Genomic DNA, 26,798 nt, shown 5'->3' on the forward strand with positions numbered 1-26,798 from the left:
TACATGGGCGTCGCTCACGGGTGGGCGGGCATCCTCTACGGTTTGCTCCTGTGGGACGAGGTGACCGGACGCGGCCCTGCCTCCGAATTGGCCGTGCGTCTGGACCAACTCGCCCTCTCAGCCCAGCCATGGGGCCGCGGCGTCCGATGGCCCATTCGCAGCGGGGGGCTCACCAGCTATATGGGGGGATGGTGCAACGGCAGCGCCGGGTTCGTGCATCTCTTCACACTGGCTTGGCGTACGACCAGAGACGACCGGTGGATCCGGCTAGCCGAGCAGGCCGCGTGGACGACTTGGGAAGCGGACGAGCCGGTGAGTTCCCTGTGCTGCGGCCGCAGCGGCCGGGCGTACGCCCTGCTCAACCTCTACCGACACACAGACGAGGCGGCGTGGCACGAACGCGCGTGCGATCTTGCTCTGATCGCTTCCGCCCATGCGGTCGACGGCGTTGAGCAGGGTCGCGTCGATAGCCTTTACAAAGGTCTTCTCGGCGTCTCGCTCCTCGCAGCGGAGATCGAAGTGCCGACCCTAGCGAGGATGCCGTTCTTCGAACCGGAAGGATGGCCGAAGCCCGAGACCCCTGCACCGACAGCGAGTATCCTGAGGTAAGCGTCCGGGGCCCCTGCCCTGCCACGGTCAGGGAGCTTCGGATAGTGTCCGCCTCGGATAGCGTACACTAGGGGCCCGCCAATGGTGCGTCGGACGAAGGGGTGGAGCGCGGAGGAGAAGCGGTCGGTCTGTCGCCAGACGACGGCGCCCGGTGCTTCCCTGGCGCAGGTGGCGGGGCGCTACTCGCTGAACCCCTCGCGCATGCAGGCCCTTCGCGCCGCCATGCAAGACTCGGGCGCGCCGCCAGCCGCCGAAGCTCCGGCCCGTGCGACCCGCCGGCGCAGGCCCGCTCTTCGGGGCAATCCCGGCCGCTTGCCACGACGCTTGCTGGCGTGCAGTCGTCAGCTAAATACCCATGCCATCTCGTCTCCAGCGGCGCGCGCCGAAGGCCGGCATATCGACAAGCAGCTCGAACTCAGGCATCATCGGCCCGGCTCCCATCCTCTCGCGGCGCCCGCGAAGGCTCGGGGGATGAGCAAGCCTATCGCACGGAAATGCTCGCCCTGAGCACGTGCCACACGAACTGCTCCCCGACCGCTCCGCACGGGCACTTCATCTCCCGCGTGATGTCCAGCAATCGCTCATAGGCCGGATAACGGTCGTGCAGCCGGTGCGTCGCAATGCGCCACGTCCGGTCGCAGGCGAGACATCGGGCGAAAACGCAATCCGTCGCGGCCATGTCCTCCAGGCGGACCTGATAGCGCGGGCCGAGGATGACCTTGGTGTACGGCATGGTGGAAAACATTACGCGAACACGGTGAGTCTGGAAGGGAGCGCTAACCGGTATCGACCCGCCGTGCTTGCCCTGTGGCGGCTCCCGTCGATCCTGCTGACGGGGACTTCCAGTTCGGAATTGGGGCATTCATGGAAACCATAGCCACAGCTCTGACCGTCATCATCGGGCTCGTGATACTCACCTTCACGGTCTGTGGCGCGTATGGCCTGGGCGGCTGGCTGGCGGTTGCGGCAATGGGCGGCGTGGGGTCGTTTGCCGGGATGCTGTTCATGTGTGGTGGCGCCCGGCGCGATCGCGAGGAGGAGGGCGGCTTTAGCGGCGGGCGTTTCCACCCGATCTTCACCCGCCAGGAGCGACAGGGGTAATGCCCCTGTCGCTTTCTAGTCTCGTCAACAGTCACAGTGGTTAGTAGCCTCCGGGGTCGCGCCCCAGGAGTTCGAGCCGATGTGCAACCTCTACTCGATGACGCGCTCCCAGGAGGCGATCCGCCGGCTCTTCGCCGGCATCCACGACCGGGTGGGCAACATGCCGCCGCTGCCCGGCGTCTATCCGGACTACCCGGCGCCAATCGTCCGCAACGGGGATGGGGATGATCGCGAGCTCGTCATGGCGCGCTGGGGCATGCCGACGCCGCCGCAGTACCTCGTCGGTAAGAAGGTTGACCGCGGCGTGACCAACATCCGGCAGACGACATCGTCGCACTGGCGGCCGTGGCTCGGGCCCGAGCATCGCTGCCTGGTGCCCTTCACCAGCTTTGCCGAGAACGAGACCCTGCCCGACGGCTCACGCCCCCCGGTCTGGTTCGCCTTCGATGAGAGCCGGCCGCTCGCTTTCTTCGCCGGCCTGTGGGCGCGCTGGACCAGCGTCAGGAAGCTGAAGGAGGGCGAGGTGACTGCCGAGCTCTACGGCTTCCTGACGACCCGACCGAACGCCGAGGTCGGCGCCGTGCACCCGAAGGCGATGCCGGTGATCCTGACGGAGCCAGCCGAATGGGACGCCTGGCTAACGGAGCCGTGGAGCGAGGCAAAGGCACTGCAGCGGCCGCTGCCGGATGGCTCGCTGCGCATTGTGCTCCGCGGCGAGAAGGAGGATTTCGGAGAGAGTTTGTCCGATACGCCGGTGACTGGATGAACGCTTCGACCCCGCTGCCGCTCGATGTCCCGCCGATGGAGGCCGAAGCTGTCGACGAACTCCCAGCCGGACCAGGATGGCAGTACGAGCCGAAGTACGATGGTTTTCGCTGCCTTGCACATCGGCGCGGGGACCGCGTCCACCTGCAGTCGAAGAACCAGAAGCCGCTCGAGCGCTACTTCCCGGAGGTCGCCCACGGCATGGAGGAGATCGCCGAGGACGGCTTTGTGCTCGACGGCGAGCTCGTTATCGCCGCTGGCTCCTTCGAGAGCCTGCAGCTGCGCCTGCACCCCGCCGAGAGCCGCATTCGCAAGCTGGCGAGCGAAACCCCGGCGGAGCTGATCTCCTTTGATCTGCTGGCGCGCTCGGGCATCTCGCTGCTCGAGCGGCCCCTCGCCGAGCGGCGGCGCGAGCTCGAGGACTTCATGGCACGGGCGGCCTCCTCGGTGCTCAGGCTTGGGGAGGCGACGGATCAGGAACTCGTCGCACGGGACTGGCTCGGACGCGAAGGCCTCGACGGCATCGTGGCCAAGCGGCTCGATCTTCCGTATCAGCCCGCCGAACGGGCGATGCGCAAGTTCAAGCTTTGGAAGACCGTCGACTGCGTCGTGGCGGGACTCTACCGGAAGCGCGGCACGCAGGACGTGGAGCATCTGCTGCTTGGCCTCTATGACGAGGAGGGCAAGCTGAACTACGTCGGCCGCGCCCGAATCTACGAGGAAGCAGCCGAGATTGGGCGCCTGCTCGAGCCGCTCGTCGGCGGCCAAGGGTTCACCGGCCGTGCTCCGGGCGGCAAGAGCCGCTGGTCGAGCAAGGAGCGGGTGCCGGTTCCACTCGAGCCGGTGATGGTCGTCGAGGTCAGCGCCGACCACATCACCGGCGAGCACATGCGCCACGGAGCGCGACTCCTGCGCTGGCGGACGGACAAAGCGCCCGAGAGCTGCACCATGGATCAGATCAGGTGAGCCAATTCAGAAAACCCTGATCGGTCGCACTCGGCCACATAGAGCCTAACGAAGCCGCCCTGGATAACCCAGCCGATCATTGCTCCGGCGTGTTGTAGCGAACTCGAGGGCGCCACCAGAAGAACTATGGAGATTCCTCCTGTTCAGTCAGTGGATCCGGTAGTTTGCTCACCTGCGGCATAACCGCCGCCTGGCGTTCAGGACACCCTTTGACGTCCCTCCTCCCAGCGGACGCTGACAGCATCGTCGGTCAGGGTGACGAGCCGGCTGTTGGCGATGGTCACGCGGCGGGTGTAGCGGCCGAGATAGGCGAGCACCTGCTCGGGGTCGCCGAAGGGCGGTTTGGCATAGACCACCCAGTCGATCCGGCGCCGCGACGTGCAGTGGACGGCGAAGGCGCGGGGCTCGGCGAGCGGAGCGAGGTCGCCGAAGAAGCGCAGCCCGCCCTCGGCGAAGGCGGCGGCGAGACGTTCGAGCAAGAGCCGCCGGAATAGCCGCCCGAGCACCTTGACCGACATGAAGAACCCAGGCGGGCAGGCGATCCAGCGCGTGCGGTCGGGCGAGAGGCCGCCGCCCGGCCCGATGCAGTGGACATGCGGATGGTGCTGCATCGCCTGGCCTCAGCTATGCAGCACGGCGACGCCGCCGATCTCGGCACCGAGATGGGGCGGGTCGGCCGCAATCAGGCGCAGCGTCTCGGCGGCGGCGCGGAACAGGATGGCGTAGACCGCCGCTTGTTCTGGAACGCGATCGCCGCGACCGGCGCCGGCACGGTGAAGACCACGTGGAAATAGGGAACAGGCAGCAGTTCTGCCCGCCGTGCGGCGACCCAGGCTTCCCGCGCCCGGCCTGGCCCTTGGGAGAGTGACGGTTGCGGCAGGAATTGTAGGCGATCGCGGTGTTGCCGCAGTCGGGACAGCGGCGGCATGCCCGCTTGTCTTCGCCGTGGTGTCGATCGGGCGGAGCTTCCGTCGGAGGCGTCTGTTCGGGGAGCGTGGCATTCCTGCGAAAGCTCGGCGCTGTTGCAGCGCAATTTCAGACAACATTCTCTCAACCGAACCGATGAAGAACTTGTTTGTCTTTCAGAGGCCCGGCGCGCCATCCTTCCCGACGGGTCGGCCGAGGTCACGCGGGCCAAGGGAGATAAGCTGCGAGATTGAGAGGAAATGCGAGTGGTTGAGCGTCGACGAAAGTTTTATGCGTGGGGCTTCGAGGATCAGGCTGCGACGGCCGAGGAGATGGCTCCGGTCCTCGATACTTGGCACCGGATATTCGGGACCGACCGCTTCGAGGTGATGCCGGCGCCGACGCTCGAGACGATCGACATGCGGCCGCCGCGGATCACCGCGATTCCAGCGGCGTTCCGCGAGATCTGCCGGCAGGACCGCTACGAGCGGGCACTGCACGCCTACGGTCGGTCATTCCTCGACAGCGCAAGGATGTTCCGGGGCGACTTTACCCGGGCGCCGGACGTGGTCGCGTATCCGCGCACCGAGGCGGAGGTGCAGGCGCTCATCGACTGGGCGTCCGACATCGACGCCGCAGTCATTCCCTTCGGCGGCGGATCGAGTGTCGTCGGCGGCGTGAACCCAGAGATCGACGGGAACTACTCCGGCGTCATCACCATCGACATGTGGTACATGAACCGGGTGCTCGAGGTCGACCAGGTGTCGCGCTCGGCGCGGGTGCAGGCCGGCATATATGGACCGGACCTCGAGAAGCAGCTGAAGGAGCACAGCCTCACGCTGCGGCACTTCCCGCAGAGCTTCGAGCTCTCGACACTCGGCGGATGGATCGCCACGCGCGCGGCCGGGCACTTCGCCTCGAACGCGACCTACATCGACGACTACGTCGAAGGCATCCGCATGGTGACGCCGGAAGGCGTGACCGAGAGCCGGCGGCTCCCGGCCTCCGGCGCCGGGCCTTCGCCCGACCGCTACGTGATGGGGACCGAGGGCTCGGCAGGCATCATCACCGAGGCGTGGATCCGGGTCCTGAATCGGCCGCGCCACAAGGTCGGTGCGACCCTCGTCTTCGACGACTACTACCGCGCCGCCGAAGCGGTGCGGGCGATCTCGCAGGCCGGGCTCCAACCCGACAACTGCCGACTGATCGACGCGCTCGAGGCGAGGCTCACCAAATCCTACGACGGTGACAAGCCGATCCTCGTGCTCGGCTATGAGAGTGCTCACTATCCCGTCGACCACCTCCTGAAACTCACGGTCGAGCTCTGCGCCGAGTACGGCGGGGCGCCGGTCGAGAGGAGCGAACGGCCGGAGGAGCGGAGCGCGGTCGCTGGCCAGTGGCGGAACGCCTTCATTCGCGGCCCCTACTACCGCGAGCACATGACGGCACGCGGCATCTGCCGCGAGACCTTCGAGACCGCGGTGCCGTGGAGCGGCTTCGCGGAACTGCACGACTCGGTCATCCGAACCGTGGACGAGGCGATCCGGCGGGTGACCGGGCGCCCCGGCACGGTCACCTGTCGCTTTACCCACATCTATCCGAACGGGCCGGCGCCCTACTTTACCTTCCACTGCCTGCCGGAGCGCGCGCGGATGGACGCGCAGTGCATGGAGATCAAGTCCGCCGCCTACGACGCGGTGATGAAGGCCGGCGGCACGATCACCCACCACCACGCGGTCGGGCGCCTCCACATGCCCTGGTACGTCGAGCAACGGCCGAAGCTGATCGGCAACGCCTTCGCCGCGGCGAAGCGGGCGCTCGATCCGGCCGGCATCATGAACCCGGGCGTCATCGTCACTGAGGAGGCGATCGCGGCCTGGCGCCGTGCGCCGGCGAACCACGAGGCGGTCGCCGCATCATGAGCCTGCCGCTTTCCGGTCTCCGCGTCCTCGACCTGTCACGGATCCTCGCGGGTCCGAGCGCGACGCAGATCCTCGGCGACCTCGGCGCCGACGTCATCAAGGTCGAGCGTCCCGGCGCCGGGGACGACACCCGCGGGTGGGGACCCCCTTTCCTGCCCGCGGGTGCCGACGGCGCCCCGCACGGCGACAGCGCCTACTTCCTGTCAACGAACCGCAACAAGCGCTCGCTGACCGTCGACATCTCCCAGCCCGCGGGGCTCGCGATCGTGCGTGAGCTCGCGAAAGAATCGGACGTCCTCATCGAGAACTTCAAGGTCGGCGACCTCGAGCGGCGCGGGCTCGGCTGGGAAGCCGTGCACGCGTTCGCGCCGCGTCTCGTCTACTGCTCGGTGACGGGCTTTGGCCAGACCGGCCCCTACGCGACCCAGGCAGGATACGACTTCATCATCCAGGGCATGGGCGGGCTGATGAGCCTCACCGGAGAGACCGACGGCGCGCCGATGAAGGTCGGCGTGCCAATCTCCGACATCATGGCGGGCATGTATGCGACGGTCGCGATCCTCGCCGCGCTCCGCGAGCGCGACGCGACGGGGCTCGGGCGGCGGATCGACATCTCGCTTCTCGATTGCCAGGTGGCCTGGCTCTACAATCAGGTGTCGAACTATCTCGTCAGCGGCCGCGTTCCCGCGCGCCACGGCAACGCCCACCCGAACATCGTGCCCTATGAGACGTTCCAGACCGCCGACGGGCACGTCAACCTCGGGGTGGGCAACGACAGCCAGTTCCGCCGCCTCTGCGCGCTCATTGGCATGCCGGAGCTCGGGACCGACGCGCGCTTCGAGCGCAACGCCGGGCGGCTCGAGCATCGCGACGCGCTGCTCGCGCAGATCCGGCCGGCCTTCCTCGCGCGTACGAGCGCAGAATGGATCGCGGGCTGCAACGGGGCCGGACTCCCCTGCGGCCCGATCTACTCGGTGCCGGAGATGCTGGCGGATCCGCACGTGCAGGCCCGCGGCGTGGTACAGGAAACCGCCCACCCGGGCCAGCCTGGGGAGCCGATCCGGCTGATGCGCTCGCCCCTTAGGATCGAGGGGCACGACCTCGGCATCCGCCGGCCGCCGCCGACGCTCGGCGAGCATACCGGCGAGGTGCTCGCCGAGGTCCTCGGCTACGACGCCGCCCGGATCGCCGGGCTCCGCGCGAGCGGGGTCGTGTGATGGGCGAGAGCTCCGTGCGGCTGCCGGCCCGCGACGTCCCCGTTCTCCGCGAGGTCGACGTCCTCGTCGCCGGCGGCGGATCGGCGGGGGTCGCGGCGGCGGTGAGCGCCGCCCGTACTGGCGCTTCCGTCCTCCTCGTCGAGCGGAACGGCTTTCTCGGCGGCACGATGACCGCGACGAGCCTAGGGGGCATCTGCGGGCTCTACAGCCTGGTCGACGGCGCGCCGGTTCAGATGGTTTTCGGATTCGCCGAAGAGGTTCGCGCCCGGCTCGCCGCCGCCGGCGGAACCCGCGGGCCGCTGCCGTGGCTGAACACCGCCTCGTTGCCCTACGACCTCTTCACCCTGAAGTCCGTGCTGGACGACCTCGTGGAGGTTCCTGGCCTCGGTGTGCTCTATCAGGCCCGGCTGACCGACGTGCTGCGGGACGGCGGCAGGGTCACCCATGCGATCGTCCGCGGGCGCGAGGCGCCCTTCGCCGTCGCCGCGCGGGTCTTCGTCGACGCGTCCGGCGATGGCGAGCTCGCGGCACTCGCCGGCGCCGAGGCGGAGATCGAGCGCGGGCACCTGCAGTTCCCCTCGACGATGTTCCGCATGGGGAGCGTCGATACGGCGCGGGCGATGGGCGTCACGCGCGAGGAGATGCACGCGCTGCTCGAGCGGGCGGTCGCGGACGGCCACGACCTGCCGCGGACCGCCGGCGGCATCTACTCGGCGCGGGATGGCATCGTCCATCTCAACATCACCAAGGTGAAGGTCGACGGCCGCTCGCCCGACCCGTTCGACCCCGAGAGCCTCAGCCGGGCCGAGCGCGAGGGGCGCGCCCAGGCGCGCCGCTATCTCGAGGTCTTCCGCCGCTACGTTCCAGGCTATGCGGACGCCTTCATCCTAGACACCGGCACCGAGCTCGGCGTGCGCGAGACGCGGCGGATCGTCGGCGACCGGACAGTGACGGCCGAGGACGTGCTCGGCGAGCGCAAGGTCGAGGACGCCATCGCGGCGAGCTGCTGGCCAATCGAGGAACACGGCGCGGGACGAGCGACCCGCTGGGTATGGATGTCGCCGGGGGGCTACTGCCAGATACCCTACGGCGCGCTGGTGCCGCGCGGCCTCGACAACGTGCTCGTCGCCGGCCGCTGCCTGTCGGCCACGCACGAGGCCCAGGCGGCGCTGCGCGTCACGGCCAACTGCTTCTCGATGGGCCAGGCCGCGGGACTCGCCGCCGTCCTCGCCGGCGGGCGGACGGTTCGGGATGTCTCGATGCCCGCGCTCCAGCAGGCGCTCGCGGCGGCAGGCGCGGTCCTCGCCCCGCGCCCGGAGGCGACGATCGATGCATGACACGCCCCAGCTTCGCAGCAACTTCCGCCCCGGGACCACTGCCTGGGCGGTGCGACGGGCCCAGTGGCGCGCCCTCGGTCTCACCGACGAGGAGATGGCGCGGCCGAAGATCGCGGTGGTGAATACCTCCTCCGAGCTCTCGATCTGCTTCAGCCATCTCGACACCGTTGCGGCGACGGTGAAGGCGGCGGTCCGGGCTGCCGGCGGCCTGCCCTTCGAGGTGCGCACCACGGCGCCGAGCGACTTCATCCACGGCGCCGCCAAAGGCGCGCGCTACATCCTTCCCAGCCGCGACCTGATCGCGAGCGACATCGAAGTCGGCGTCGAGGGGCCGCTGCTCGACGGCATGGTCTGCCTCGCCTCGTGCGACAAGACGACCCCCGGCCAGCTCATGGCGGCGGCGCGGCTGGATCTCCCCACCGTTTTCGTGCTCTGCGGCTACCAGGGACATGGGACGAGCGAGAGCGAGGAAGTTGATATCGAAGAGGTCTTCGAGCGGGTCGGGGCGCTCGTCACCGGCGCGATCACGCTCGACCGACTCCACGATATGACCGAGCACGCGATCAAGGGCCCCGGTGTCTGCGCCGGCATGGGCACGGCGAACTCGATGCACCTCGTCTGCGAGGCGCTGGGCCTCGCGCTTCCCGGTAGCGCGCCCGTCCGGGCGATGACCGCGGCGATGTTCGCCCAAGCCGAGGCGGCCGGACGGCGGATCGTCGGGATGGTCGAGGAAGGCCTGACCGCCCGCCGGATACTGACCGAGGCCGCTTTCCGCAACGCCATCGCGGTCACGCTTGCGGCGAGCGGCTCGGGCAACTGCGTGCGTCATCTGCAGGCCGTAGCGGTGGAGGCGGGGCTCTCGCTCAGCATCTACGATCTCGTCGACGCGCTCGGACCGAAGGTGCCGCTCCTCTGTGCCGTGCGGCCCAATGGGCCTGACCGGATCGAGGACCTCGACCGGGCAGGCGGCGCGCGGGCGATCCTCAAGCGGCTCGGCACCCGCATCGACGGCGACGCCATGACCGCGACCGGCCGGACGTGGGGCGAGGAGCTCGCCGACTACCGGCCGCCAGACGACGCGGCGCTCCGCCATGCGGACGACCCGCACTCGACGACGCCGGCCCTCGTTACGCTTCGAGGCTCGCTCGCGCCCGACGGCGCGCTCCTGAAGCTCGGGCTCGGCGGCGCGGAGAAGATGCACTTCGCCGGGCCGGCGCGGACCTTCGAGGATCAGGACGACGCGATCGCCGGCCTCGCCGACGGCCGCATCGGCGCGGGCGACGTTGTGGTGCTGCGCGGCCTCGGCCCGCGCGGCGGCCCGGGCATCGCCTCGGCCTCGTGGTTCGTCGCGGCCTTGAACGGCGCGGGATTGGCGGGCAAGGTCGCCGTCGTGACCGACGGCCAGCTCTCCGGCCTCAACCACGGGATCACCATCAACCAGGTCGCGCCCGAGGCCTTCGAGGCCGGCCCGATCGCCCTCGTCGAGGACGGAGACGCCATCGTCATCGACGTTGCCAGCCGCTCGCTCGGGCTTGGCGTGCCCGAGGCGGAACTCGCCCGCCGACGGGCCACCCTCGCGGCGGCGCCGCCGACCGCGGAGCGCGGATGGCTCTCAGTCTTCCAGCGGCTCGCGAGCCCAATCCACCGGGGGGCGACCCTGGCACCCGACTGAACCGCAGGATCCCGAGCCGGACGGGACGAACAACAACCCGGTAGGACCGCCGCTCGACGGTAAAAAAACAGGAGGAAAACACGATGTCTCTGCGCTGGAGATTGTTGATGGCGGCTGCTGCCGCCCTGCCGGCGGCGGCGCCGGCGTGGGCGCAAGACACGCCCACCGATGTCGTCATCGTGCTCGAGACCCAGCCCGATCAGCTCGACCCGTGCCAAGCGTCGAAGTCGCAGGTCGGCAAAGTCATCAAGCAGAACGTGATCGAGACCCTCACCGAGATCGACCCGGAGAGCGGGCAGGTGAATCCGCGGCTCGCCACGGAGTGGAGCCAAGTCGACGATCTCACCTGGCGCTTCAAGCTCCGGGACGACGTGACCTTCCACGACGGAACGCCCTTCAACGCCGAGGCCGTCAAGTACTCGATCGAGCGGACGATGGACGAGAGCATCGACTGCGAGATCCGCGTCAAGTACTTCGGCGGCCTGACGCTCGAGGTCACGCCTGCCGGCGAGCACGAGATCGAGGTCAAGACCAGCGAGCCGACCCCGATCCTGCCGACGCTGATGGGCACGGTCGTCGCCATGTCGACCGCCACGCCGATGGGCGAGATCACCCGCGAGCCAATCGGCACCGGTCCCTACCGGCTCGAAGAGTGGACCCCTGGCCAGCAGATCGTGCTGACCCGCGTCGACGACTACTGGGGCGACCAGCCCGAGGTGACCAAGGCCACCTACATCTGGCGCTCGGAGTCGACGGTGCGCGCGGCGATGGTCGCCGCCGGCGAGGCCGACATCGCTCCGAACATCGCCGTCCAGGACGCCACAAATCCGGAGATGGACTTCAGCTTCCTGAACTCGGAGACTTCGCGGCTTCGGATCGACGCCGAGATTCCGCCGCTCGACGACCGCCGGGTGCGGCTTGCGCTCAACTACGCGACCGACCGCGACGGGATGAAGGGCACGATCTTCAGCGACAAGGTCATCCCCTCGACCCAGCACGTCGTTCCGGGGATCAACGGCCACAACCCGGACCTGACCCCCTACGCGTACGATCCCGAGAAGGCGATGGAGCTCCTCGCCGAGGCGAAGGCCGACGGGGTGCCGGTCGACGCGGAGATCATTCTCGTTGGACGCCACAACCTCTATCCGAACTCGCAGGAGTCGCTGCAGGCCCTCGAGGCGATGTACGAGGCCGTCGGCTTCAACATCACCCTCAAGATGACCGAGGCGGCGGAGTGGTACGACCTGCTCTTCAAGCCCTATGCCGAGGATCGTGCCCCGAATCTGTTCCAGGAGCAGCACGACAACAACAACGGCGACGCGGTGTTCACGATCTTCGTGAAGTACCATTCGGAGGGCGGCCAGTCGACCTTCGCGGACGCCGAGGTCGACGACCTCATCGACCGCGGCGGGCAGGCCAGCGGTGAGGAGCGCACGAAGCTCTACCAAGAGGCCTTCAAGCGTATCCACGAGGAGATCGTGCCGGACGTGTCGCTCTTCCACATGGTCGGCTTCACAAGAGTGAATCCGCGTCTGGAGTTCACCCCTTCCATTGCGACGAATAGCGAGCTCCAGCTGTCCGAGATCGGGTTCAACAACAGCTGACTCCCGCGACCGGCGACCATGACAACGCAGCGCGGCCCGGAGAGGGCCGCGCCACGCAAAGGAAGGTCCGACTTGAACCGCTTCGTCCTCAAACACGGCACGCAGTCGCTCTTCGCTCTGCTCTGCCTGCTCGTCCTCGTGTTCTTCCTCGCCCGGCTCACCGGCGACCCGACGGACCTCTACCTGCCGATGGACGCCTCGATCGAGCAGCGCGCCGAGTTCGCCGCGAGCCACGGCTTCGACGATCCCGTCGTGGTGCAGTTCGGCCGCTACCTCGCCGGCGTCATGCGCTTCGACTTCGGCGACTCGCTCTTCCAGGGCCGACCGGCGATCGACGCCGTGCTCGCGGCGTTCCCCGTGACGCTGAAGCTCGCGGGCGTTACCATGGCGCTGTCGCTGGTGCTCGCCATCGTCATCGGCTCGCTCGCCGCCTGGCGCCCGCGCAGCATCTTCGACCGTGTCGCCAGCATGCTGACGATCGCGAGCGCGAGCGCGCCGGACTTTTGGGTCGCCATCGTCGCCATCCTCGTCTTCGCCGTGTCGCTCGGCTGGCTGCCGACCTCCGGCATGGGGTCGCCCGCGCACTGGATCATGCCGGTCGGCGTCCTGATGTTCCGGCCGCTCGGGCTCCTCACCCAGGTGGTGCGTGCCGCGATGATCGGCGCCCTCGCCGCCCCCTACGTCAAGACTGCCCGCGCCAAGGGCGCCGGCAAGAGCCGGATCATCTTCGTCCACGGTCTCCGCAACGCCATGCTGACGGTGATCACCGTCGCCGGCGACCAGGCCGCGACCCTCATCAACGGCGCCGTCGTCGTCGAGACCGTCTTCGGCTGGCCAGGCATCGGCAACCTGATGATCCAGGCGATCCAGCAGCGCGACTTCGCGGTGCTCCAAGCCTGTATCCTCATGACCGCCTTCGCGATCTTCTTCATGAACGTCCTGATCGACATCGCCTACTCGCGGCTCGATCCGCGCGTCCGGACATCGTGAGGAGGGCGACCATGCGCAACTCGAGCCTCCTCGCCCTCCTCCGCAGCGACCGCGTCGCCTTCGTCGCGGCGATCTGGCTGATGCTCGTCGTCGGCATCGCCCTCGTCGGGCCCGAGGTGGTCGGCAAGGCCGCGACCGGCCTCGACCTCCGGGCGCGCAACGCCCCGCCGTTCGACTTCTCGCGCGGCTGGGTCCACTGGCTCGGGTCGGACGCGCTCGGCCGCGGCATCCTTGCGCGCATATTCCTCGCCGCGCGCACGACGCTTGGCATCGCCGTCGCCTCGGTGCTGCTCTCGATGGTCATCGGGGGCACGCTCGGCATCATCGCCGGCCTCAGCCGCGGCAGCCTCGGCAAGGTGATCATGCGCGGCACGGACGTGATCATGAGCTTCCCTTCGCTGCTCATGGCGTTGATCGTGCTCTACGTCCTCGGCGGCGCGCCGGCGAACCTCGTCGTCGTCCTGGCCATCACCCGCCTGCCTGTCTACGTGCGCACCGCGCGCGCCGAGGTGCTCGAGATCCGCGAGCGCGCCTTCATCAACGCTGCGCGGGTGATGGGCGCGGGCCAAGTCCACCTCGCGCTCCGCCACATCGCGCCCCTGGTCCTGCCGACGCTCTTCATCATCGGATCGCTCGACTTCGCCTACGTGATGCTGGCGGAGTCCGCACTGTCCTTCCTCGGCATGGGCGTGCAGCCCCCGTCGATCACCTGGGGGCTGATGGTGGCCGAGGGCCGGAGCTACCTGAACAGCGCGTGGTGGCTTTCGTTCTGGCCAGGCCTCTTCATCATGCTGACCGCGCTCTCGGCCAACCTCCTCGCGAGCTGGTTCCGCATCGCGGGCGATCCGACGCTCCGCGCCGCGCAGGGGAACACCGGCCATGCATGAACCGAAGCCGCTCCTCGAGATCGACCGGCTTTCGGTCGACTTCCCGGCGCCCGACGGCCTTTTCTCCGCCGTGCGCGACGTGAGCATCACCATCGCCCCGAGCGAGGCGCTCGCCATCATCGGCGAGAGCGGGTCGGGCAAGAGCGTTACCGCGAACGCGGTGATGGGCCTGCTCGATGCGCCGCCCGCCCGCGTACACGGCGACGTCCGCTTCGAGGGGCGGAGCCTTTTCTCGATGCCGGATCGGCAGCGGCGCGACCTCTGGGGGCGCCGCATCGCCATGGTGTTCCAGGACCCGCTCACCCACCTCAACCCGGTCTACCCGGTCGGCTGGCAGGTGACCGAGGTCTGCCGCATCCACGGCATGGCGCGGACCGAGGCCGACCGCCGGGCGATGGAGCTCCTCGACCGCGTCGGCATCCCCGACGTGCGGCGGCGCATGGGCGACTTCCCCCACGAGTTCTCCGGCGGCCAGCGGCAGCGGGTCATGATCGCCATGGCAATGGCGCTCTCGCCCGACCTCCTCATCGCCGACGAGCCGACGACCGCGCTCGACGTCACCGTGCAGGCGCAGATCCTCGACCTGCTGCGAGACCTGCGCACCGAGTCGGGCATGGCGCTGATGATGATCACCCACGATCTCGGGGTCGCCGCCGACATCGCCGAGAGGGTGGTCGTCATGCGCCGCGGCGAGATCGTCGAGGAAGGCGCGCTCGACCGGGTCTTCGCCGCGCCGGTGCATCCCTACACTCGCCAACTCCTCACCGACCGGTCGGAGGAGTATCGCTCCGCTCGGCCGGGCGTCGCTCCGGCGGTACTCGAGCTCGACCGCGTCGGCGTCCACTACGGCACCTTCGAGGCGGTGCGTGACGTCACCGTCACGCTCCGCAAGGGAGAGATCCTCGGGATCGTCGGCGAGAGCGGCTCGGGCAAGTCCTCGCTCGCGAGTGCGATCCTGAAGCTTCGCCGGCCGAGCAGCGGCAACATCCGCTTTCACGGCCGGGACATCTACGCGCTGGGCCGCGAAGAGGAGACCGGCTTCCATCGCGGCGTGCAGGCGATCTTCCAGGATCCGTTCAGCTCGCTCAATCCGCGGATGACTGTACTGAAGGTGATCTCCGAGCCTTGGCTGCTCCACCGGGACGTGCTGCCACGGGACCGTTGGCGCGGCCGCGCCGCCGAACTCCTTGACATGGTCGGCCTTACGGAGTCCGACCTCGACAAGTATCCGGCCGAGTTCTCCGGCGGGCAGCGCCAGCGCATTGCCATCGCCCGGGCACTCGCGCTCGAGCCAGAAGTGATCGTGTGCGACGAGGCCGTCTCGGCCTTGGACATGACCGTGCAGGCCCAGGTCATCACGCTGCTCGCCGACCTCCGGACGCGACTCGGCCTCTCCTACGTCTTCATCGCCCACGACCTCACCCTGATCCGCAAGTTCGCAGACCACGTGCTGGTGATGAAAGCAGGCGACGTCGTCGAGCAGGGCGTCGCCGAGGAGGTCTTCTCCCGGCCGTCGGCGCTCTACACCCGCCAGCTCATCGCCTCGAGCCCAGTGCCAGACCCGAGGCGGCAGGCCGAGCGCCGGACCGCCCGCCGGCGCACCCTCGTGCACGCGTCGACGGCTCCCTGAGCTGCCGAGCCGCTGGCCTTGCGCCGGGCTCAGGAGCGGGCAGAGAAGCGCGATATCCGCTCCTGATAGCCGGGGTCGGCGTGGCAGGCGTCGGAGACGAGGCCGTGCAGCGCCGCCGCGCGAGCGTCCCCCGGCATCGCGAGGGCAAGCCGCAGATAGCGCACCGCTTCGCGCGGCAGGCGGGCGAGCGCCTCGGCCCGGGCGAGCGCCTCCTCGACCGCGGCGCCGGGCGCCGTCACCTGCGTGACGAGGCCCGCCCGCCGGGCGGCCTCGGCATTGAGCGGCGTGCCGTCGAGCAGGAGCTCGAGGGCGCGGGCGCGGCCGACGAGCGCCGGCAGCCGCTGCACCGCGCCGAAGGAAGGCACGCTGCCGAGCGCGAGCTCGGGCAGCCCGAGGCGCGCCCCCGGGTCGGCGAAGCGGAGGTCGCAGGCGAGGGCTAGCTCGAGCCCGCCGCCGAGCACATGGCCGTGCAGCGCCGCGACCGAGGGCACCGGCGCTGCCGCCACCCGGTCGAGCGCTCGCCAGGCCCCCTCGATGAAGCGCCGCTTGGCCGCCCCGGCGAGGCCCGACACCGTCGCGAGGTCGGCTCCGGCGCAGAAGCCCCGCGGACCCCGGCCGGCGACGACCATGGCGCCGACCGCCTCGTCGGCTTCCACCGCGTCGATGGCCTCGACAAGACCGCGGCAGAGGCCCGGGTCGAGGGCGTTGATCTTCGCCGGGCGATCGAGCCAGACGAGGGCGACCGTCCCCCGCCGCTCGACCGTCACCCTGCTTGCGCCGTCCTCCGCCATCGCCGCCTCCGCTGTTCCAACGCGCCGAACGTAGTGGCGGACGCCGTGGCGGACGCACAACAAAAACTCAAGCGACGGCACGATTTTGTCGTTTGTGCCCGGCGCACTACCGGACAAGCCTGCGGGAAACCCGGGAGGAGAAGACCATGGCCGAGGCCGCAAAGCCGCTTGCCGGCATCAGAGTGCTCGATCTGACGCGGTTCTTCGCCGGGCCCTTCTGCTCGATGCACCTCGGGGACCACGGCGCCGATGTCCTCAAGGTGGAGGTGCCGGGCGGCGAGCCGACACGGCGGCAGGGGCCGCCGTTCCACGCCGGCAACGGCATGACCTTCATGGCCGCGAACCGCAACAAGCGCTCGATCGAGATCGACGCAAAGACGGAGGCCGGACGCGACCTCCTCTTCCGCCTCGCCTGCGCCGCGGATGTCGTCGTCGAGAACTTCCGCCCGCCGGTCCTGAAGCGCATGGGCATCGACTACGAGCGGGTGGCGGCGGCGAACCCCGGCGTCGTCTACGCCTCGCTCTCCGCCCTCGGCGCCGACGGACCGCAGGCCGAGCGCGGCGGCTTCGACCTCACCGTGCAGGCCGAGTTCGGCTTCATGAGCATCAGCGGCGAAAGGGGCGGCAAGTCGATCAAGCAGGGCACCTCGACCTTCGACCTCGTCTCCGGACTTTACGGCTTCTCCGGCGTCCTCGCGGCGCTCCTACAGCGCGAGCGCACCGGGCGAGGCCAGGTGGTGCAGACGAGCCTGATGGAGGCGGAGGTGACCTTCCTCGTCGATGCGGGCATGGAATATCTGATCGCCGGACAGGTCCGCCAGAAGTGGGGCTCCGAGCACAGCCAGATCGTCCCCTACAAAGCCTTCACTACCGCAGATGGCGAGATGGTGATCGGCGCGGGCTACCAGTCGGTCTACGAGCCGTTCTGCCGGGCGATCGGCCGCGAGGACCTGCTCGCGGACCCGCGCTTTGCGACGCTCGAGGACCGGGTCGTCAACCGCGACGAGATGTACGCGATCCTCGACGCCGAGATGCTCACGCACGGCAACGAGGGACTCGGGACGCTCCTGGCTGCAGCCGGCGTGCCGCACGCGCCGGTCAACGACATGGCCCGCACCTTCGCGCATCCCCAGCTCCTGCACCGGCGCATGAAGCTCGACCTTGACCATCCCGAGTACGGAACGACGCCGACGATTGGGCCGGCGATCAAGTATTCGGGCTTCGAGATCACCGAGGGCTGGCGCGCGCCGCCGCTGCTCGGCGAGGGAGCGGAGGAGGCGCTCGCCGAGTGGCTCGGCGCGCCGGCCGAGGGAAAGACAAAGGAGCGCCTCGCCGATGGAGTTTGAGCTTTCCACCGAAGACCGCATGGCGATCGACAGCCTTCGCCGCCACGTGGAGGCCGAGGTGCTGCCGAAGATCCGCCCGGTCTGGGACAAGGCGTTCCCGCCCGAACTCGCGCACGAGCTCATGGCCGGGCTCGTCGACTACGGCATAGGCGCCGGCTGGCTGCCGGAGGCAGACGGGGGTCTCGGGCTCTCCTATCTGACGAGCGGGCTCCTCTACGGCGAGCTGGCCCGCCTCGCACCGGACGTCGCCGGCCTCGCCTACGTGAGCGAGGGCGCCTCGATGAAGCTCAGCCGCCACGGCACCCCCGAGCAGAAGGCCCGCTATCTCCCCGGCATGTCCGAGGGGCGGGTCATCGGCTGCGGCGCCGTCACCGAGCCCGGCGCCGGCTCGAACGTCCGCCAGCTCCGGACCCGGGCGGTGCGCGACGGCACCGGCTGGCGGCTCTCGGGCGAGAAGACCTTCATCTCGAACGCAACGGTCTTCGACATCGCGACAGTTCTCGCCCGGACCGGCGAGAAGGAGTTCACGATCTTCATCCTCGACCGGGCCGAACACCGCTTCGAGACGCGCGAGATCGCGAAACTCGGGCTGAACGGCTGGTCCTTCGGCTCGATCAGCTTCGACGACCTTGGCATCGATGACGCCTTCCGCCTCGGCGATCCGGGAGACGGGCTCCGCGAGGCGCTGTCGGGCTTCGAGCGCGCCCGCGCCTGGGTGGCAGTGATCGCCTCCGGCATCGCCCGCGCCGCGCTCGACGACGCGGTCGGCTACTCGGTCGAGCGCGACCAGTTCGGCGTTCCGATCGCGAGCCACCAGCTCGTGCAGGGAATTCTCGCCGACATGGCCTGCGAGACCGAGGCCGCAATGCTCCTGACCCTGAAGGCGCTCGCGAGCCTCGACCGCGGCGGTCGTGCCGACCTGCCGACCTCGATGGCCAAGATTTACGCCTCGGAGGCGGCGGTGCGGGTGGCTTCGAAGGCGATCCAGGTCCATGGCGCCTGCGGCGTGACCCGCGAGTTCCCGGTGGAGCGCCACCTGCGCAACGCCAGGATGCTGACGATCCCCGACGGCACCACCCAGATCAACCAGCTCATCGTCGGGCGCGAACTCACCGGCATCGCCGCCTTTCTCGGCGCCAGCCGGCCTGCGGCACCGACACGGACTGCCGCGGAATGAGCGGTCCCCTCGCGGGCCTCAAGGTGGTCGAGATGGCGGGCATCGGGCCGGCGCCGATGTGCGGCATGTTGCTCGCCGACCTTGGCGCCGAAATCGTCCGGATCGACCGCCCCGGCGAATCCGACGTCGGCATCAAGCGGCCGCCGGAGGCGAACTTCCTCCTCCGCGGCCGCCCGACCATCCGCATCGACCTCAAGGGCCCGGTGGGCCGGGACCGGGTGCTGGCGTTGATCGAAAAGACGGACTGTCTGATCGAGGGCTTCCGTCCCGGCGTCATGGAACGGCTCGGCCTCGGCCCCGAGCCTTGTCTCGAACGCAACCCTCGCCTCGTCTACGGCCGCGTCACCGGATGGGGCCAGAGCGGCCCGATGGCGCCGTGGGCCGGGCACGACCTCAACTACATCGGCCTGACCGGCGCGCTCGAGGCGCTCGGCCGTGCCGACGCGCCGCCGCCGGCGCCGCTCAATCTCATCGGCGACTTCGGCGGCGGCGCGCTCTTTCTGGCGCTCGGCCTCCTCGCCGGCGTTCTCGACGCCCGCCGCTCCGGCCGGGGGCAGGTGGTCGACGCCGCGATCGTCGACGGGGTCGCGGCGATGATGACCTCGCTCAATGGCCTCCGCGCCAGCGGCGTCTTCCCAACCGAGCGGCAGGCGAGCATTCTCGACTCGGGCGCCTACTTCTACGACGTCTATGCTTGCGCCGACGGACGTCATCTCGCCGTCGGGGCCATCGAGCCCCGCTTTTTCCGGACCTTCCTCGCCCGCCTCGGCCTTGGCTGGGACGACTTGCCTCCGCAGCAGGACAGGAGCCGCTGGGCGGAAGGACGTGCCCGCCTCCGCGCCATCTTCGCGACCGAGCCGCGCGATCACTGGGTCGCCCTCTTCGAGGGCTCTGACGCCTGCGTGACCCCGGTCCTCTCGCTCGAGGAATCCTTCGAGAACCCGCACATGCGCGGCCGCGGCACCTACGTCGAGGCCGGCGGCTTCCTGCAGGCCGCGCCGGCGCCGCGCTTCAGCCGAACGCTCCCGCCACCCCCGGGCAAGCCCGATGTTAACATGCCTCTGCCCCGCTGGGCCGCGATACCGGCGGACCCTGGCGCCTGAAGGTCATGCCGGTGCCCGCTCCATGCATCCGGAACCCCCGTGTCATTCTGTGCCGACCTCCCTTCGGATCCATTGCCGGAAGGCCGCGAAGTCGGGATGCCCATCGGTGCTCGCCGGCCAGATCATGTAGAACGGGCAGGGCGCCGGCACCATCTCGGGGAAAGGTTCGATCAGACTGCCGGTCGCGAACTCCCGGACTAGGATCTCGCGAATGCCGATGCCGATCCCCATGCCCGCGATCGCCGCTTGGTACAGGAGTGGCGAGCTCTCGAAGCGTCGTCCGCTGAAGGGATCGAAACGCCACTGTCCCCCATTTGCCTGCTGCCATCGGGCCCAGTCGTTCGGGCGGGTCTCGGAGATAAGAAGGCCGTCCGTCCACTCCTCGACGTCAGCCGCCATCGTCCCCGGCGCGAGATAGTTGGAGCTGCATACCGGCACCAGCGAGGCCGTGAACAGCTTCTCGCAGCGGTTGTTGTGGTAGACTTCCCGATCCGTCAGGATAGCAACGTCGATCTCCCCCGAGAAATCCACGTCGTGAGTGTGGGTGGTGACGAAGCGGATGTCGAAGCTGTTCTCGCGGAGCTGCTGGCTCGACCATCGCGGAATCAGCCAGTCGATGATGAAGCTGGGAAAAGCGCAGACTGCCAGCGGCCGTTTCATTCGCCGCGCCGCAAGATTCTGGGTCGCGAGCGCGATCCGCTCGAAGGCGTCGCCGAGCTCACGGAGATAGAACTGGCCATCTTCGGTCAGCTTGATCTGGCGGTGCCCTCGATCGAAGAGCATGCAGCCTAGGTGGTCTTCGAGCGCCCGCACACTGCGGCTCACGGCGGCCGGCGTCACGCAGAGTTCGTCGGCGGCCTTCAGAAAGCTGCCGGCGCGGGCGGCCGTGACGAAGGTTCGAACGCTTGTAAGGGGCGGGAGGCGGGTGACCATGGAACTCTTCCTCACCGCACCATAGAGCCACCCAGAGCGGAGGCAACCAAGCACGTACAAGGACCAGACTACGACGGGCCGGTTCGGCGTCCGGCGGACCAACCGCCACGGCGCCTTGGAAACGATCGCGGCATTGCGGTCCGTTCGGTCAGCAATCCTTCAAGCTTCTTTCGCTTGCCGAAGGACGGATCTTCCGCTGCCGGTTGGTTTCGCTCCACTTCCCGCTGGCCAGAGAGTGTTCGACCCCAGATCCTGTTCCTCCGCCAACCTTCCGACACAACGCGTTCTCCGCTCGTTCGCGGGGCCAAAATTTCCCGTTGTTTTCGAGGGTTGTAGCCGGTGGGCTGTTCACCTCGGGGCCGGTGCCGGACCCGAAATCCACTCTCCGGGGCCCGAATTCTCTGAACCTGTTCTCTTCGGGCTCCAAGGTGAACAGCTTTAAGTTACTGTTGTCACACGGTTTCCCGGAGAGGGCCTCATCCCGACGTTCGCTTGTTACCTTGGGTCTGAGGTCCGGGACAGAACCTGAAATCCAACTACCCGCCGGTGATGCGACCAACCACGGAGCCACGAGGACCTGGGATGGCTGACCTTTCCCCCGGTATCCGGGGGAAAGGTCACGGCGACGGCATGACCCACGAGAGAATGGGGCTGCTGGAGCTCGTGGAGAGTCCGCGGATGCGGACCTCGTGCGCGAGATGCTGCCGTTTGCGGCCGCGCGAAGGACGGCTCGAGGTCGCCAATCGAGCCTGTCGACGGCGTGCGCGCTGCCTGCCAGCTGACGGCGCACGACCTGTTCGCCATGCGCCGCGCCGCCGGCTAACCCAGCCGGAGGGGCGGCAGTGCTTCCACAATCCGGACCGTCTCCACGCTCACGGCGATGACCCGGCGGAGCAGCAGGAGCGGATAAGCGGGGTCGCCCATCGTCTCGATCGCGAAGCGGTTGGCGTCATTGATGATGCCGCTGCCCGACTTCCTGTCGGGGTCGTACTTGTCGACCGACACACCCTGGCGTTCTATGACGTGCTCGATGGCAGACTTGCCGTTGACCACATATCGGTAGGCATCCAGCGGCACCCCAGTCAGGGTGAGGTTGGCGTTGTAGATGATGCGGCTACGGTCCTCTGCCCCTCGCTTGCCGGCGAAGCGCATCTTCTCGACCCGGAAGAACCGCTCCGGATCATCTACGGTGGCGAGCCGAAGGTCGCCCTGCTCATAGGTGACCCCGAATGGGTCCACCTCCTCGAAGCCGACATGGAGGTCTGCGAGTGCCCGGCCAGCCGTCGCAAAGGCCGTGAAGTCCTCGAAGCTCGCGACGGCAGGGATCCGCGGCAGCTCCTTCTTGAGGTTGTCGTCGTAGCTCGAGCGGTAGTCCGGGGAGTGAAGCAGGCCGTAGACGTAGTAGAAGACGTCCTTCTTGGTGATTGCCTGTCCGGGGTAGGCAGCTTGGAAGTGGGCCAGTCCGGCATCGGTAATGCCGTCGTGTTCCTGCCATTCCGGTTCACGATCGGCCTCGATCAGATCACCGTAGTGGTCGTCATCCCCGGCCTCGGTCTTCCCGAAGTAGCGAAGGGGGAAGCACTGCGAGCCGGCCATGTCTCCCGTGTGCAGGCTTGGCACGCGATCGACCATGATCGCAGAGAACTGGCCTTTGTGACCCACAGCGGAAAGACAGATCGTGCGGGTTCGATGCTCGGCAGTCGGGAAGAATGATGGAATGCGGTAGACCCTCTCGTTGAGGCGCCGGTCAAAATACAGCCACTGGGATGTGAAGGGTCGGTAAGTCGACACGATGCACCGAGATTCATCGAAATCCAGGGCCTTCTGACGCTCGGCGTCCTGGCGCAGCGCGCTGGTCCACGCAATCTGTCGGCTGTCGTTGTTCCAGGCGATCTGCGCTCGTCCATCGGCCTCCGTAGCCAGCTTGACCTGCTCGACCACGGCCTCATAGGCACCGACCAGACGCGCCACATTCCGCTCGAGCTCACGTCGGGAGGAGTTCACCACCCACGCGTCGCGCTGGGTCTTCACCCCGTTCGAGTGAGTGGCGAACAGAGCCGGGGCCGTGCCCTTGTCCCCGATCTTGATGAAGGCGTCGAAGCTCAGGTCGCGCTGGTTGATCCAGTCGCCGTGCTCGTCCGGGACAATCTGTGTCCAACCTCCCTCCCGCTCTATTCCATCCGCACTACCGAAAGCCCGGATGGTGGCGAGCTTCTGTTGGCGAGAGAGATAGTCGCCGATATCGTGATAGTGGATCGCACCCGCCGCGGGCTTGGTCGGGTTCTTGGTCAGGATCGAGATAGCGATCGGCGCACGGCTGCCGGCGTCGAAGATCTTGCCACCCTCGCGGCGTGACCGCTCCCCACTGGTACGCTGATTTCCGCGAAGGTCGAAGATGCGAAGGTCGCTGAACTCCTCGACCAGGGACCGCCGCACTCCTGCCGAAGCGTTGCCGTCGAGGAACCCTCCGTTGGTCACGAACGCAACGACACCGCCATCTGCCCCGAGTCGGTCACTGGCCCATCGGATCGCTCGAATGTAGCTGTTGTAGAGGCCGTTCTTATTCTGCGCGCCCGTGCGAGCGGCATAGGTATCGCGAATGCGCCCATCGAGCGACGGATAGGAGACCCTGGCGTCGTCGCTGTTGGCATCGTCCTCCCCCACAACATACGGCGGATTGCCGACGATGACCTTGATGTCGAGCTTCCGCTGCCGCGCACGCCGCTCCGAGTTGTCCGGCATGATCCGGTCGACCAGGTCGCCAGCCTCATACATCTGGAAGGTGTCGGTCAGGCAGATGCCCTCGAAGGGCCGGTAGGCGTCGGCATCCACAAGCCCTTGAAAGGCCGTCTCAATGTTGATTGCGGCGATGTAATAAGCGAGCAGGATGATCTCGTTGGCGTGGATCTCCCGCTGGTACTTCCGCTCGAGCTCCGCCGACGTGATGAAGCCAGACTGGAGGAGGCGCGTGATGAAGGTGCCGGTTCCGGTGAACGGGTCGATTATGTGAACCCCCTCAGAGCCGAGGGTCTGCCCAAACTCTCGCTGTAGCGTCTCGTCCACCGAGCAAAGGATGAAGTCGATGATCTCGACCGGGGTATAGACCACCCCCATGCGTTTCGTCGTGCGGGGGAATGCCCGGTAGAAGAAGCGGTCGTACAGCTGGACGATGAGCTGCTGCTTCGCGGCCGGATCGGTGATGCCCTTCGCGCGTCGGCGAACACTGGCGTAGAATTGCTCGAGCTCGCCCGATTCCTTGTCGATGCGCGCTTCGTCGATCCGGTCGAGGATGGACTGCATGGCGCGGGAGACCGGGTTCTGGGACACGAAGCTGTGCCCCTCGAACAGGGTTTCGAAGACCGGCCGGGTGATCGAGTGCTGAGCGAGCATCTCGATGGCGTCCTCGGCGGTGATGGTGTCGTTGAGGTTGCCGCGGAGGTCCCGCAGAAACTCGTCGAAGGCGGCCCGCATCTCGGCGTCGCCACTCTCGATCATGGCCTTGATGCGGGTGATGTGCTTCTGGGCAATCTCGGCCACGTTGGCAGCCCAGTCCTCCCAGTAGTCGCGGGTGCCGCACTTCTTGACGATGCGCGCCCGCACCGCCGCGGCGAAATCATCGACGAAGAGCTGACCCTGCCCGTCACCGTGACCCGAACTGCTGCTGGTCGATCCCTCATCCTGATCGTCGCCGGCGGCGGAGCCGGACCCGATGCCGATCCCTGGCGTCGCTTTCTCCTCCCGCCCTGGGAGCGAACTGGCGACGGCTACCACCTCGATGCGCGAGCTGACGTCCTGTCCCAGGCTCATCTGGTTGATCGTGCCGTCGAGCCGCTCATCGTGCGCCCGCAGCGCGTTGAGGATCTGCCACACCACCTTGTATCGCTCATTGCTGGCGAGCGCCTGCTCCGGCGTCTGTTCGGCAGGGATACCGATCGGAAGGATGACGTAGCCCATGCGCTTGCCCTCGGCGCGGCGCATCACCCGACCTACCGATTGGACAACGTCGATCTGCGATTTCCGCGGATGGAGGAACAGGATCGCGTCGAGCGCCGGCACATCCACGCCCTCGGACAGACAGCGAGCGTTGGTCAGGATGCGACAGACCCCCTCGGTGCTGCTGTGCTTCAGCCAGTCGAGGCGGCGCGTGCGTGTCTCGGCATTGAAGGTGCCATCCACATGCCGAACCTCGCAGTGGAGCGCGGGGACGTCGTCTTCACCTGGGTCCTGTTCGAGGAAGTTCTCGACCACCCTGACGAACTCCCCCTCGATGAGCTTCGACGAGCGGATGTCCTTGCAGAAGGCGATCGCACGGCGCATCGGCGCGGGATCGTCTCGCAGGTCGAGAGTAAGGCCCGTCTTGCACAGGGCCTTGTAACAGCCGACGATCTTGGTCGCGTCGTCGAGCTTGAGCTCGTTGTCCTCCGAGAGCCGGCGCTGGACGCTGCGGGCCACTTGGTCCTCGTCCATCGCCAGGACGATGACCCTGTAGTCCGTCAGCAGCCCGGCCTCGACCGCCCACGAGAAACCGCGCTCGAACAGGACCTCGCCGTAGATCGCGGGATCGTCCATCGCGCAGAGCGTGATCGACCGCTCTTCAGCCTGCTTCTTGACCGCCTCGCCATAGATGCGCGGGGTGGCGGTCATGTAGAGCCGCTTGAGGCCCTTCACGTTGGCATCGTCGTGGATGCGCACGAAGTTGGAGTCGTCCTCGTCGCCGAGCTTCGCACCGGTGGTGCGGTGAGCTTCATCGCAGAGGATGAGATCGAAGGCACCGACGCCCGCGGCCTGCGCCTCAGTTAGGACGTTGATCGACTGGTAGGTGGCGAAGACGACCGTCACTTCCTCTGCCGACGCGTGCCCGAGCTGCGCCGCCAGCTTCAGCCCGTCGGTCGTGGCCGGATAGGCCAGGTCGTGGATGGTGATGTCGGCCGTGTCCTCGCGGCCCTGCCTTTTGCCGACCTTCACGTCCGAGCAGACAGCGAAGGAGCGCAAGGGCACCGTAGCGTCATTGGTCCAATCACGCACGGCCTGCGACATGAGCGCGAGCGACGGCACCATGAAGAGAACCGTGCCGCCGGCGCCGACCATTTCCTCGGCGATGCGGAGCGCGGTGAAGGTCTTCCCCGTACCGCAGGCCATAATGAGCTTGCCGCGGTCAGCTTCTGCGAGACCTTCCTGGACGGCGCGAAGGGCGTCCTGCTGGTCAGGCCGAAGCACCCGTTTGGCGCTCGTCCGCAGTTCACCCGTCCGAGTGAAGGCAGACCACTCGATGTCACTGGCCGCGAGATCGGAGAGGCCGATGCGCTGGGTCGGAATGCTCTGGTTGGAGAGCGCGTCTTCGGCGTTGGCGCTCCAGTTTCCATCGCTGGTGTCGATGATCAAGCGCCGAACGAACCCTGCCTTGCCCGAGGCCGTGAAGAAGCTGTCGATGTCCTTCTTCTCGACCCGATGGTGCGGAGCGTAGAACTTGCACTGCACCGCGCAGAACCCGCTTCCGTCCGCGAGCGTGGCCACGAGGTCAATCCCGGTGTCGCGCGCATCCCTGCCTTGCGCCCGCGCCCAATCGGAAAAGCCTTGGACCTCGGAGTAGTGCTGCTTCTGGACGGCGTCGTGCTTGAGGTACGCCGCCACGATCTTTTCGAAGTAGTCGCCCTTCTCGCGCTCGCTTCGAGCACTGATGCGGAAGTTCGAAAGGATCGTCAGGAGATCGTCGCTCATGATGCGTGTGCAACCTTGGGGGTAGTCGGAACCTGCCGGCAGAACAGACCCCAGGACGCGGCGCCTCGCAAGCTATTGCGCCACCGCGCTGTGTCTTTCTTTCTGATCAGGAGAACCAGCGGCC

General features: G+C 67.9%; 19 protein-coding genes and 1 pseudogene. 15 read left to right on the plus strand and 5 right to left on the minus strand.

Annotated elements, in window-relative coordinates; all coding sequences use genetic code 11:
• Positions 1-3: 3 nt before the first annotated feature.
• The gene (locus tag HNP73_RS24045) at positions 4-609 is read left to right on the plus strand and encodes a lanthionine synthetase LanC family protein (RefSeq protein WP_184146371.1); all 606 of its coding nucleotides are present in this window, start codon (positions 4-6) and stop codon (positions 607-609) included.
• 481 nt (positions 610-1,090) lie between these two features.
• Here HNP73_RS24045 and HNP73_RS01370 read toward each other — a convergent pair whose 3' ends face one another.
• Complete coding sequence (locus HNP73_RS01370; protein ID WP_184146375.1) at positions 1,091-1,342, minus strand: hypothetical protein; 252 nt, start codon at positions 1,340-1,342, stop codon at positions 1,091-1,093.
• A 131-nt stretch (positions 1,343-1,473) separates the two neighbouring features.
• On the opposite strand from HNP73_RS01370, the gene HNP73_RS01375 reads away from it, so the two are divergent.
• The 3 genes from HNP73_RS01375 (at position 1,474) to HNP73_RS01385 (ending at position 3,441) form a co-directional block, all read left to right on the plus strand.
• Positions 1,474-1,710 carry a hypothetical protein gene (locus HNP73_RS01375; protein ID WP_184146377.1) on the plus strand — a complete coding sequence of 79 codons (237 nt, stop codon included), beginning with the start codon at positions 1,474-1,476 and terminating at the stop codon, positions 1,708-1,710.
• Positions 1,711-1,789: 79 nt separating this feature from the next.
• Positions 1,790-2,476, plus strand: coding sequence for an SOS response-associated peptidase (locus HNP73_RS01380; protein WP_184146379.1), 687 nt, complete (start codon positions 1,790-1,792; stop codon positions 2,474-2,476).
• Entirely contained in the window at positions 2,473-3,441 is a 969-nt protein-coding gene (locus tag HNP73_RS01385) for an ATP-dependent DNA ligase (protein ID WP_184146381.1), read from the plus strand. Before HNP73_RS01380 ends, HNP73_RS01385 begins: the two co-directional genes overlap by 4 nt.
• 209 nt (positions 3,442-3,650) lie before the next feature.
• Here HNP73_RS01385 and HNP73_RS23025 read toward each other — a convergent pair.
• A pseudogene (locus HNP73_RS23025) lies at positions 3,651-4,362 on the minus strand (IS91 family transposase); the annotation flags it as partial.
• Positions 4,363-4,613: 251 nt separating this feature from the next.
• Here HNP73_RS23025 and HNP73_RS01395 point away from each other — a divergent pair.
• From HNP73_RS01395 to HNP73_RS01430, 8 genes are all read left to right on the plus strand, one after another.
• Positions 4,614-6,269 carry an FAD-linked oxidase C-terminal domain-containing protein gene (locus tag HNP73_RS01395; RefSeq protein ID WP_184146383.1) on the plus strand — a complete coding sequence of 552 codons (1,656 nt, stop codon included), beginning with the start codon at positions 4,614-4,616 and terminating at the stop codon, positions 6,267-6,269.
• Positions 6,266-7,486 carry a CaiB/BaiF CoA transferase family protein gene (locus HNP73_RS01400; protein WP_184146385.1) on the plus strand — a complete coding sequence of 407 codons (1,221 nt, stop codon included), beginning with the start codon at positions 6,266-6,268 and terminating at the stop codon, positions 7,484-7,486. Before HNP73_RS01395 ends, HNP73_RS01400 begins: the two co-directional genes overlap by 4 nt.
• Positions 7,486-8,823, plus strand: a complete 1,338-nt coding sequence (locus HNP73_RS01405) for an FAD-dependent oxidoreductase (protein ID WP_184146387.1) — start codon at positions 7,486-7,488, stop codon at positions 8,821-8,823. The genes HNP73_RS01400 and HNP73_RS01405 overlap by 1 nt, the downstream gene beginning before the upstream one ends.
• Positions 8,816-10,495, plus strand: a complete 1,680-nt coding sequence (locus HNP73_RS01410) for a dihydroxy-acid dehydratase (protein WP_184146389.1) — start codon at positions 8,816-8,818, stop codon at positions 10,493-10,495. The genes HNP73_RS01405 and HNP73_RS01410 overlap by 8 nt, the downstream gene beginning before the upstream one ends.
• Before the next feature lie 107 nt (positions 10,496-10,602).
• The gene (locus tag HNP73_RS01415; RefSeq protein WP_221288121.1) at positions 10,603-12,099 is read left to right on the plus strand and encodes an ABC transporter substrate-binding protein; all 1,497 of its coding nucleotides are present in this window, start codon (positions 10,603-10,605) and stop codon (positions 12,097-12,099) included.
• A 72-nt stretch (positions 12,100-12,171) separates the two neighbouring features.
• Positions 12,172-13,089, plus strand: a complete 918-nt coding sequence (locus HNP73_RS01420; protein ID WP_184146394.1) for an ABC transporter permease — start codon at positions 12,172-12,174, stop codon at positions 13,087-13,089.
• Between the two features lie 11 nt (positions 13,090-13,100).
• Complete coding sequence (locus HNP73_RS01425) at positions 13,101-13,976, plus strand: ABC transporter permease (RefSeq protein ID WP_184146396.1); 876 nt, start codon at positions 13,101-13,103, stop codon at positions 13,974-13,976.
• Complete coding sequence (locus HNP73_RS01430) at positions 13,969-15,606, plus strand: ABC transporter ATP-binding protein (RefSeq protein WP_184146398.1); 1,638 nt, start codon at positions 13,969-13,971, stop codon at positions 15,604-15,606. Before HNP73_RS01425 ends, HNP73_RS01430 begins: the two co-directional genes overlap by 8 nt.
• A gap of 29 nt (positions 15,607-15,635) precedes the next feature.
• Here the strand turns inward: HNP73_RS01430 and HNP73_RS01435 are convergent, their stop codons facing one another.
• Positions 15,636-16,397, minus strand: coding sequence for an enoyl-CoA hydratase/isomerase family protein (locus tag HNP73_RS01435; RefSeq protein ID WP_184146400.1), 762 nt, complete (start codon positions 16,395-16,397; stop codon positions 15,636-15,638).
• Positions 16,398-16,543: 146 nt separating this feature from the next.
• Between HNP73_RS01435 and HNP73_RS01440 the strand changes: the two genes are divergently transcribed.
• The 3 genes from HNP73_RS01440 to HNP73_RS01450 are packed head-to-tail and all read left to right on the plus strand — an operon-like array spanning position 16,544 to position 20,023.
• Complete coding sequence (locus tag HNP73_RS01440) at positions 16,544-17,743, plus strand: CaiB/BaiF CoA transferase family protein (RefSeq protein ID WP_184146402.1); 1,200 nt, start codon at positions 16,544-16,546, stop codon at positions 17,741-17,743.
• A complete protein-coding gene (locus HNP73_RS01445; protein ID WP_184146404.1) occupies positions 17,733-18,920 on the plus strand; it encodes an acyl-CoA dehydrogenase family protein in 1,188 nt (395 codons plus the stop codon). Before HNP73_RS01440 ends, HNP73_RS01445 begins: the two co-directional genes overlap by 11 nt.
• Complete coding sequence (locus tag HNP73_RS01450) at positions 18,917-20,023, plus strand: CaiB/BaiF CoA transferase family protein (protein WP_184146406.1); 1,107 nt, start codon at positions 18,917-18,919, stop codon at positions 20,021-20,023. Before HNP73_RS01445 ends, HNP73_RS01450 begins: the two co-directional genes overlap by 4 nt.
• Before the next feature lie 42 nt (positions 20,024-20,065).
• Here HNP73_RS01450 and HNP73_RS01455 read toward each other — a convergent pair whose 3' ends face one another.
• Together HNP73_RS01455 and HNP73_RS01460 are read right to left on the minus strand one after the other, a co-directional pair.
• Complete coding sequence (locus tag HNP73_RS01455) at positions 20,066-20,956, minus strand: LysR substrate-binding domain-containing protein (RefSeq protein ID WP_184146408.1); 891 nt, start codon at positions 20,954-20,956, stop codon at positions 20,066-20,068.
• Between the two features lie 819 nt (positions 20,957-21,775).
• Positions 21,776-26,674, minus strand: coding sequence for a DEAD/DEAH box helicase (locus HNP73_RS01460; protein ID WP_184146410.1), 4,899 nt, complete (start codon positions 26,672-26,674; stop codon positions 21,776-21,778).
• Positions 26,675-26,798: the final 124 nt, after the last annotated feature.

Source organism: Amaricoccus macauensis (genome assembly GCF_014201905.1).
Lineage (GTDB): Bacteria > Pseudomonadota > Alphaproteobacteria > Rhodobacterales > Rhodobacteraceae > Amaricoccus > Amaricoccus macauensis.

What these genes read in the sequence shown, in the direction of transcription:
- HNP73_RS24045 (WP_184146371.1), top strand. Translation starts at nt 4, where the DNA reads ATGGGCGTCGCTCACGGGTGGGCGGGCATCCTCTACGGTTTGCTCCTG.
- HNP73_RS01370 (WP_184146375.1), bottom strand. Translation starts at nt 1,342, where the DNA reads ATGCCGTACACCAAGGTCATCCTCGGCCCGCGCTATCAGGTCCGCCTG.
- HNP73_RS01375 (WP_184146377.1), top strand. Translation starts at nt 1,474, where the DNA reads ATGGAAACCATAGCCACAGCTCTGACCGTCATCATCGGGCTCGTGATA.
- HNP73_RS01380 (WP_184146379.1), top strand. Translation starts at nt 1,790, where the DNA reads ATGTGCAACCTCTACTCGATGACGCGCTCCCAGGAGGCGATCCGCCGG.
- HNP73_RS01385 (WP_184146381.1), top strand. Translation starts at nt 2,473, where the DNA reads ATGAACGCTTCGACCCCGCTGCCGCTCGATGTCCCGCCGATGGAGGCC.
- HNP73_RS01400 (WP_184146385.1), top strand. Translation starts at nt 6,266, where the DNA reads ATGAGCCTGCCGCTTTCCGGTCTCCGCGTCCTCGACCTGTCACGGATC.
- HNP73_RS01405 (WP_184146387.1), top strand. Translation starts at nt 7,486, where the DNA reads ATGGGCGAGAGCTCCGTGCGGCTGCCGGCCCGCGACGTCCCCGTTCTC.
- HNP73_RS01410 (WP_184146389.1), top strand. Translation starts at nt 8,816, where the DNA reads ATGCATGACACGCCCCAGCTTCGCAGCAACTTCCGCCCCGGGACCACT.
- HNP73_RS01415 (WP_221288121.1), top strand. Translation starts at nt 10,603, where the DNA reads ATGGCGGCTGCTGCCGCCCTGCCGGCGGCGGCGCCGGCGTGGGCGCAA.
- HNP73_RS01425 (WP_184146396.1), top strand. Translation starts at nt 13,101, where the DNA reads ATGCGCAACTCGAGCCTCCTCGCCCTCCTCCGCAGCGACCGCGTCGCC.
- HNP73_RS01430 (WP_184146398.1), top strand. Translation starts at nt 13,969, where the DNA reads ATGCATGAACCGAAGCCGCTCCTCGAGATCGACCGGCTTTCGGTCGAC.
- HNP73_RS01435 (WP_184146400.1), bottom strand. Translation starts at nt 16,397, where the DNA reads ATGGCGGAGGACGGCGCAAGCAGGGTGACGGTCGAGCGGCGGGGGACG.
- HNP73_RS01440 (WP_184146402.1), top strand. Translation starts at nt 16,544, where the DNA reads ATGGCCGAGGCCGCAAAGCCGCTTGCCGGCATCAGAGTGCTCGATCTG.
- HNP73_RS01445 (WP_184146404.1), top strand. Translation starts at nt 17,733, where the DNA reads ATGGAGTTTGAGCTTTCCACCGAAGACCGCATGGCGATCGACAGCCTT.
- HNP73_RS01450 (WP_184146406.1), top strand. Translation starts at nt 18,917, where the DNA reads ATGAGCGGTCCCCTCGCGGGCCTCAAGGTGGTCGAGATGGCGGGCATC.
- HNP73_RS01455 (WP_184146408.1), bottom strand. Translation starts at nt 20,956, where the DNA reads ATGGTCACCCGCCTCCCGCCCCTTACAAGCGTTCGAACCTTCGTCACG.
- HNP73_RS01460 (WP_184146410.1), bottom strand. Translation starts at nt 26,674, where the DNA reads ATGAGCGACGATCTCCTGACGATCCTTTCGAACTTCCGCATCAGTGCT.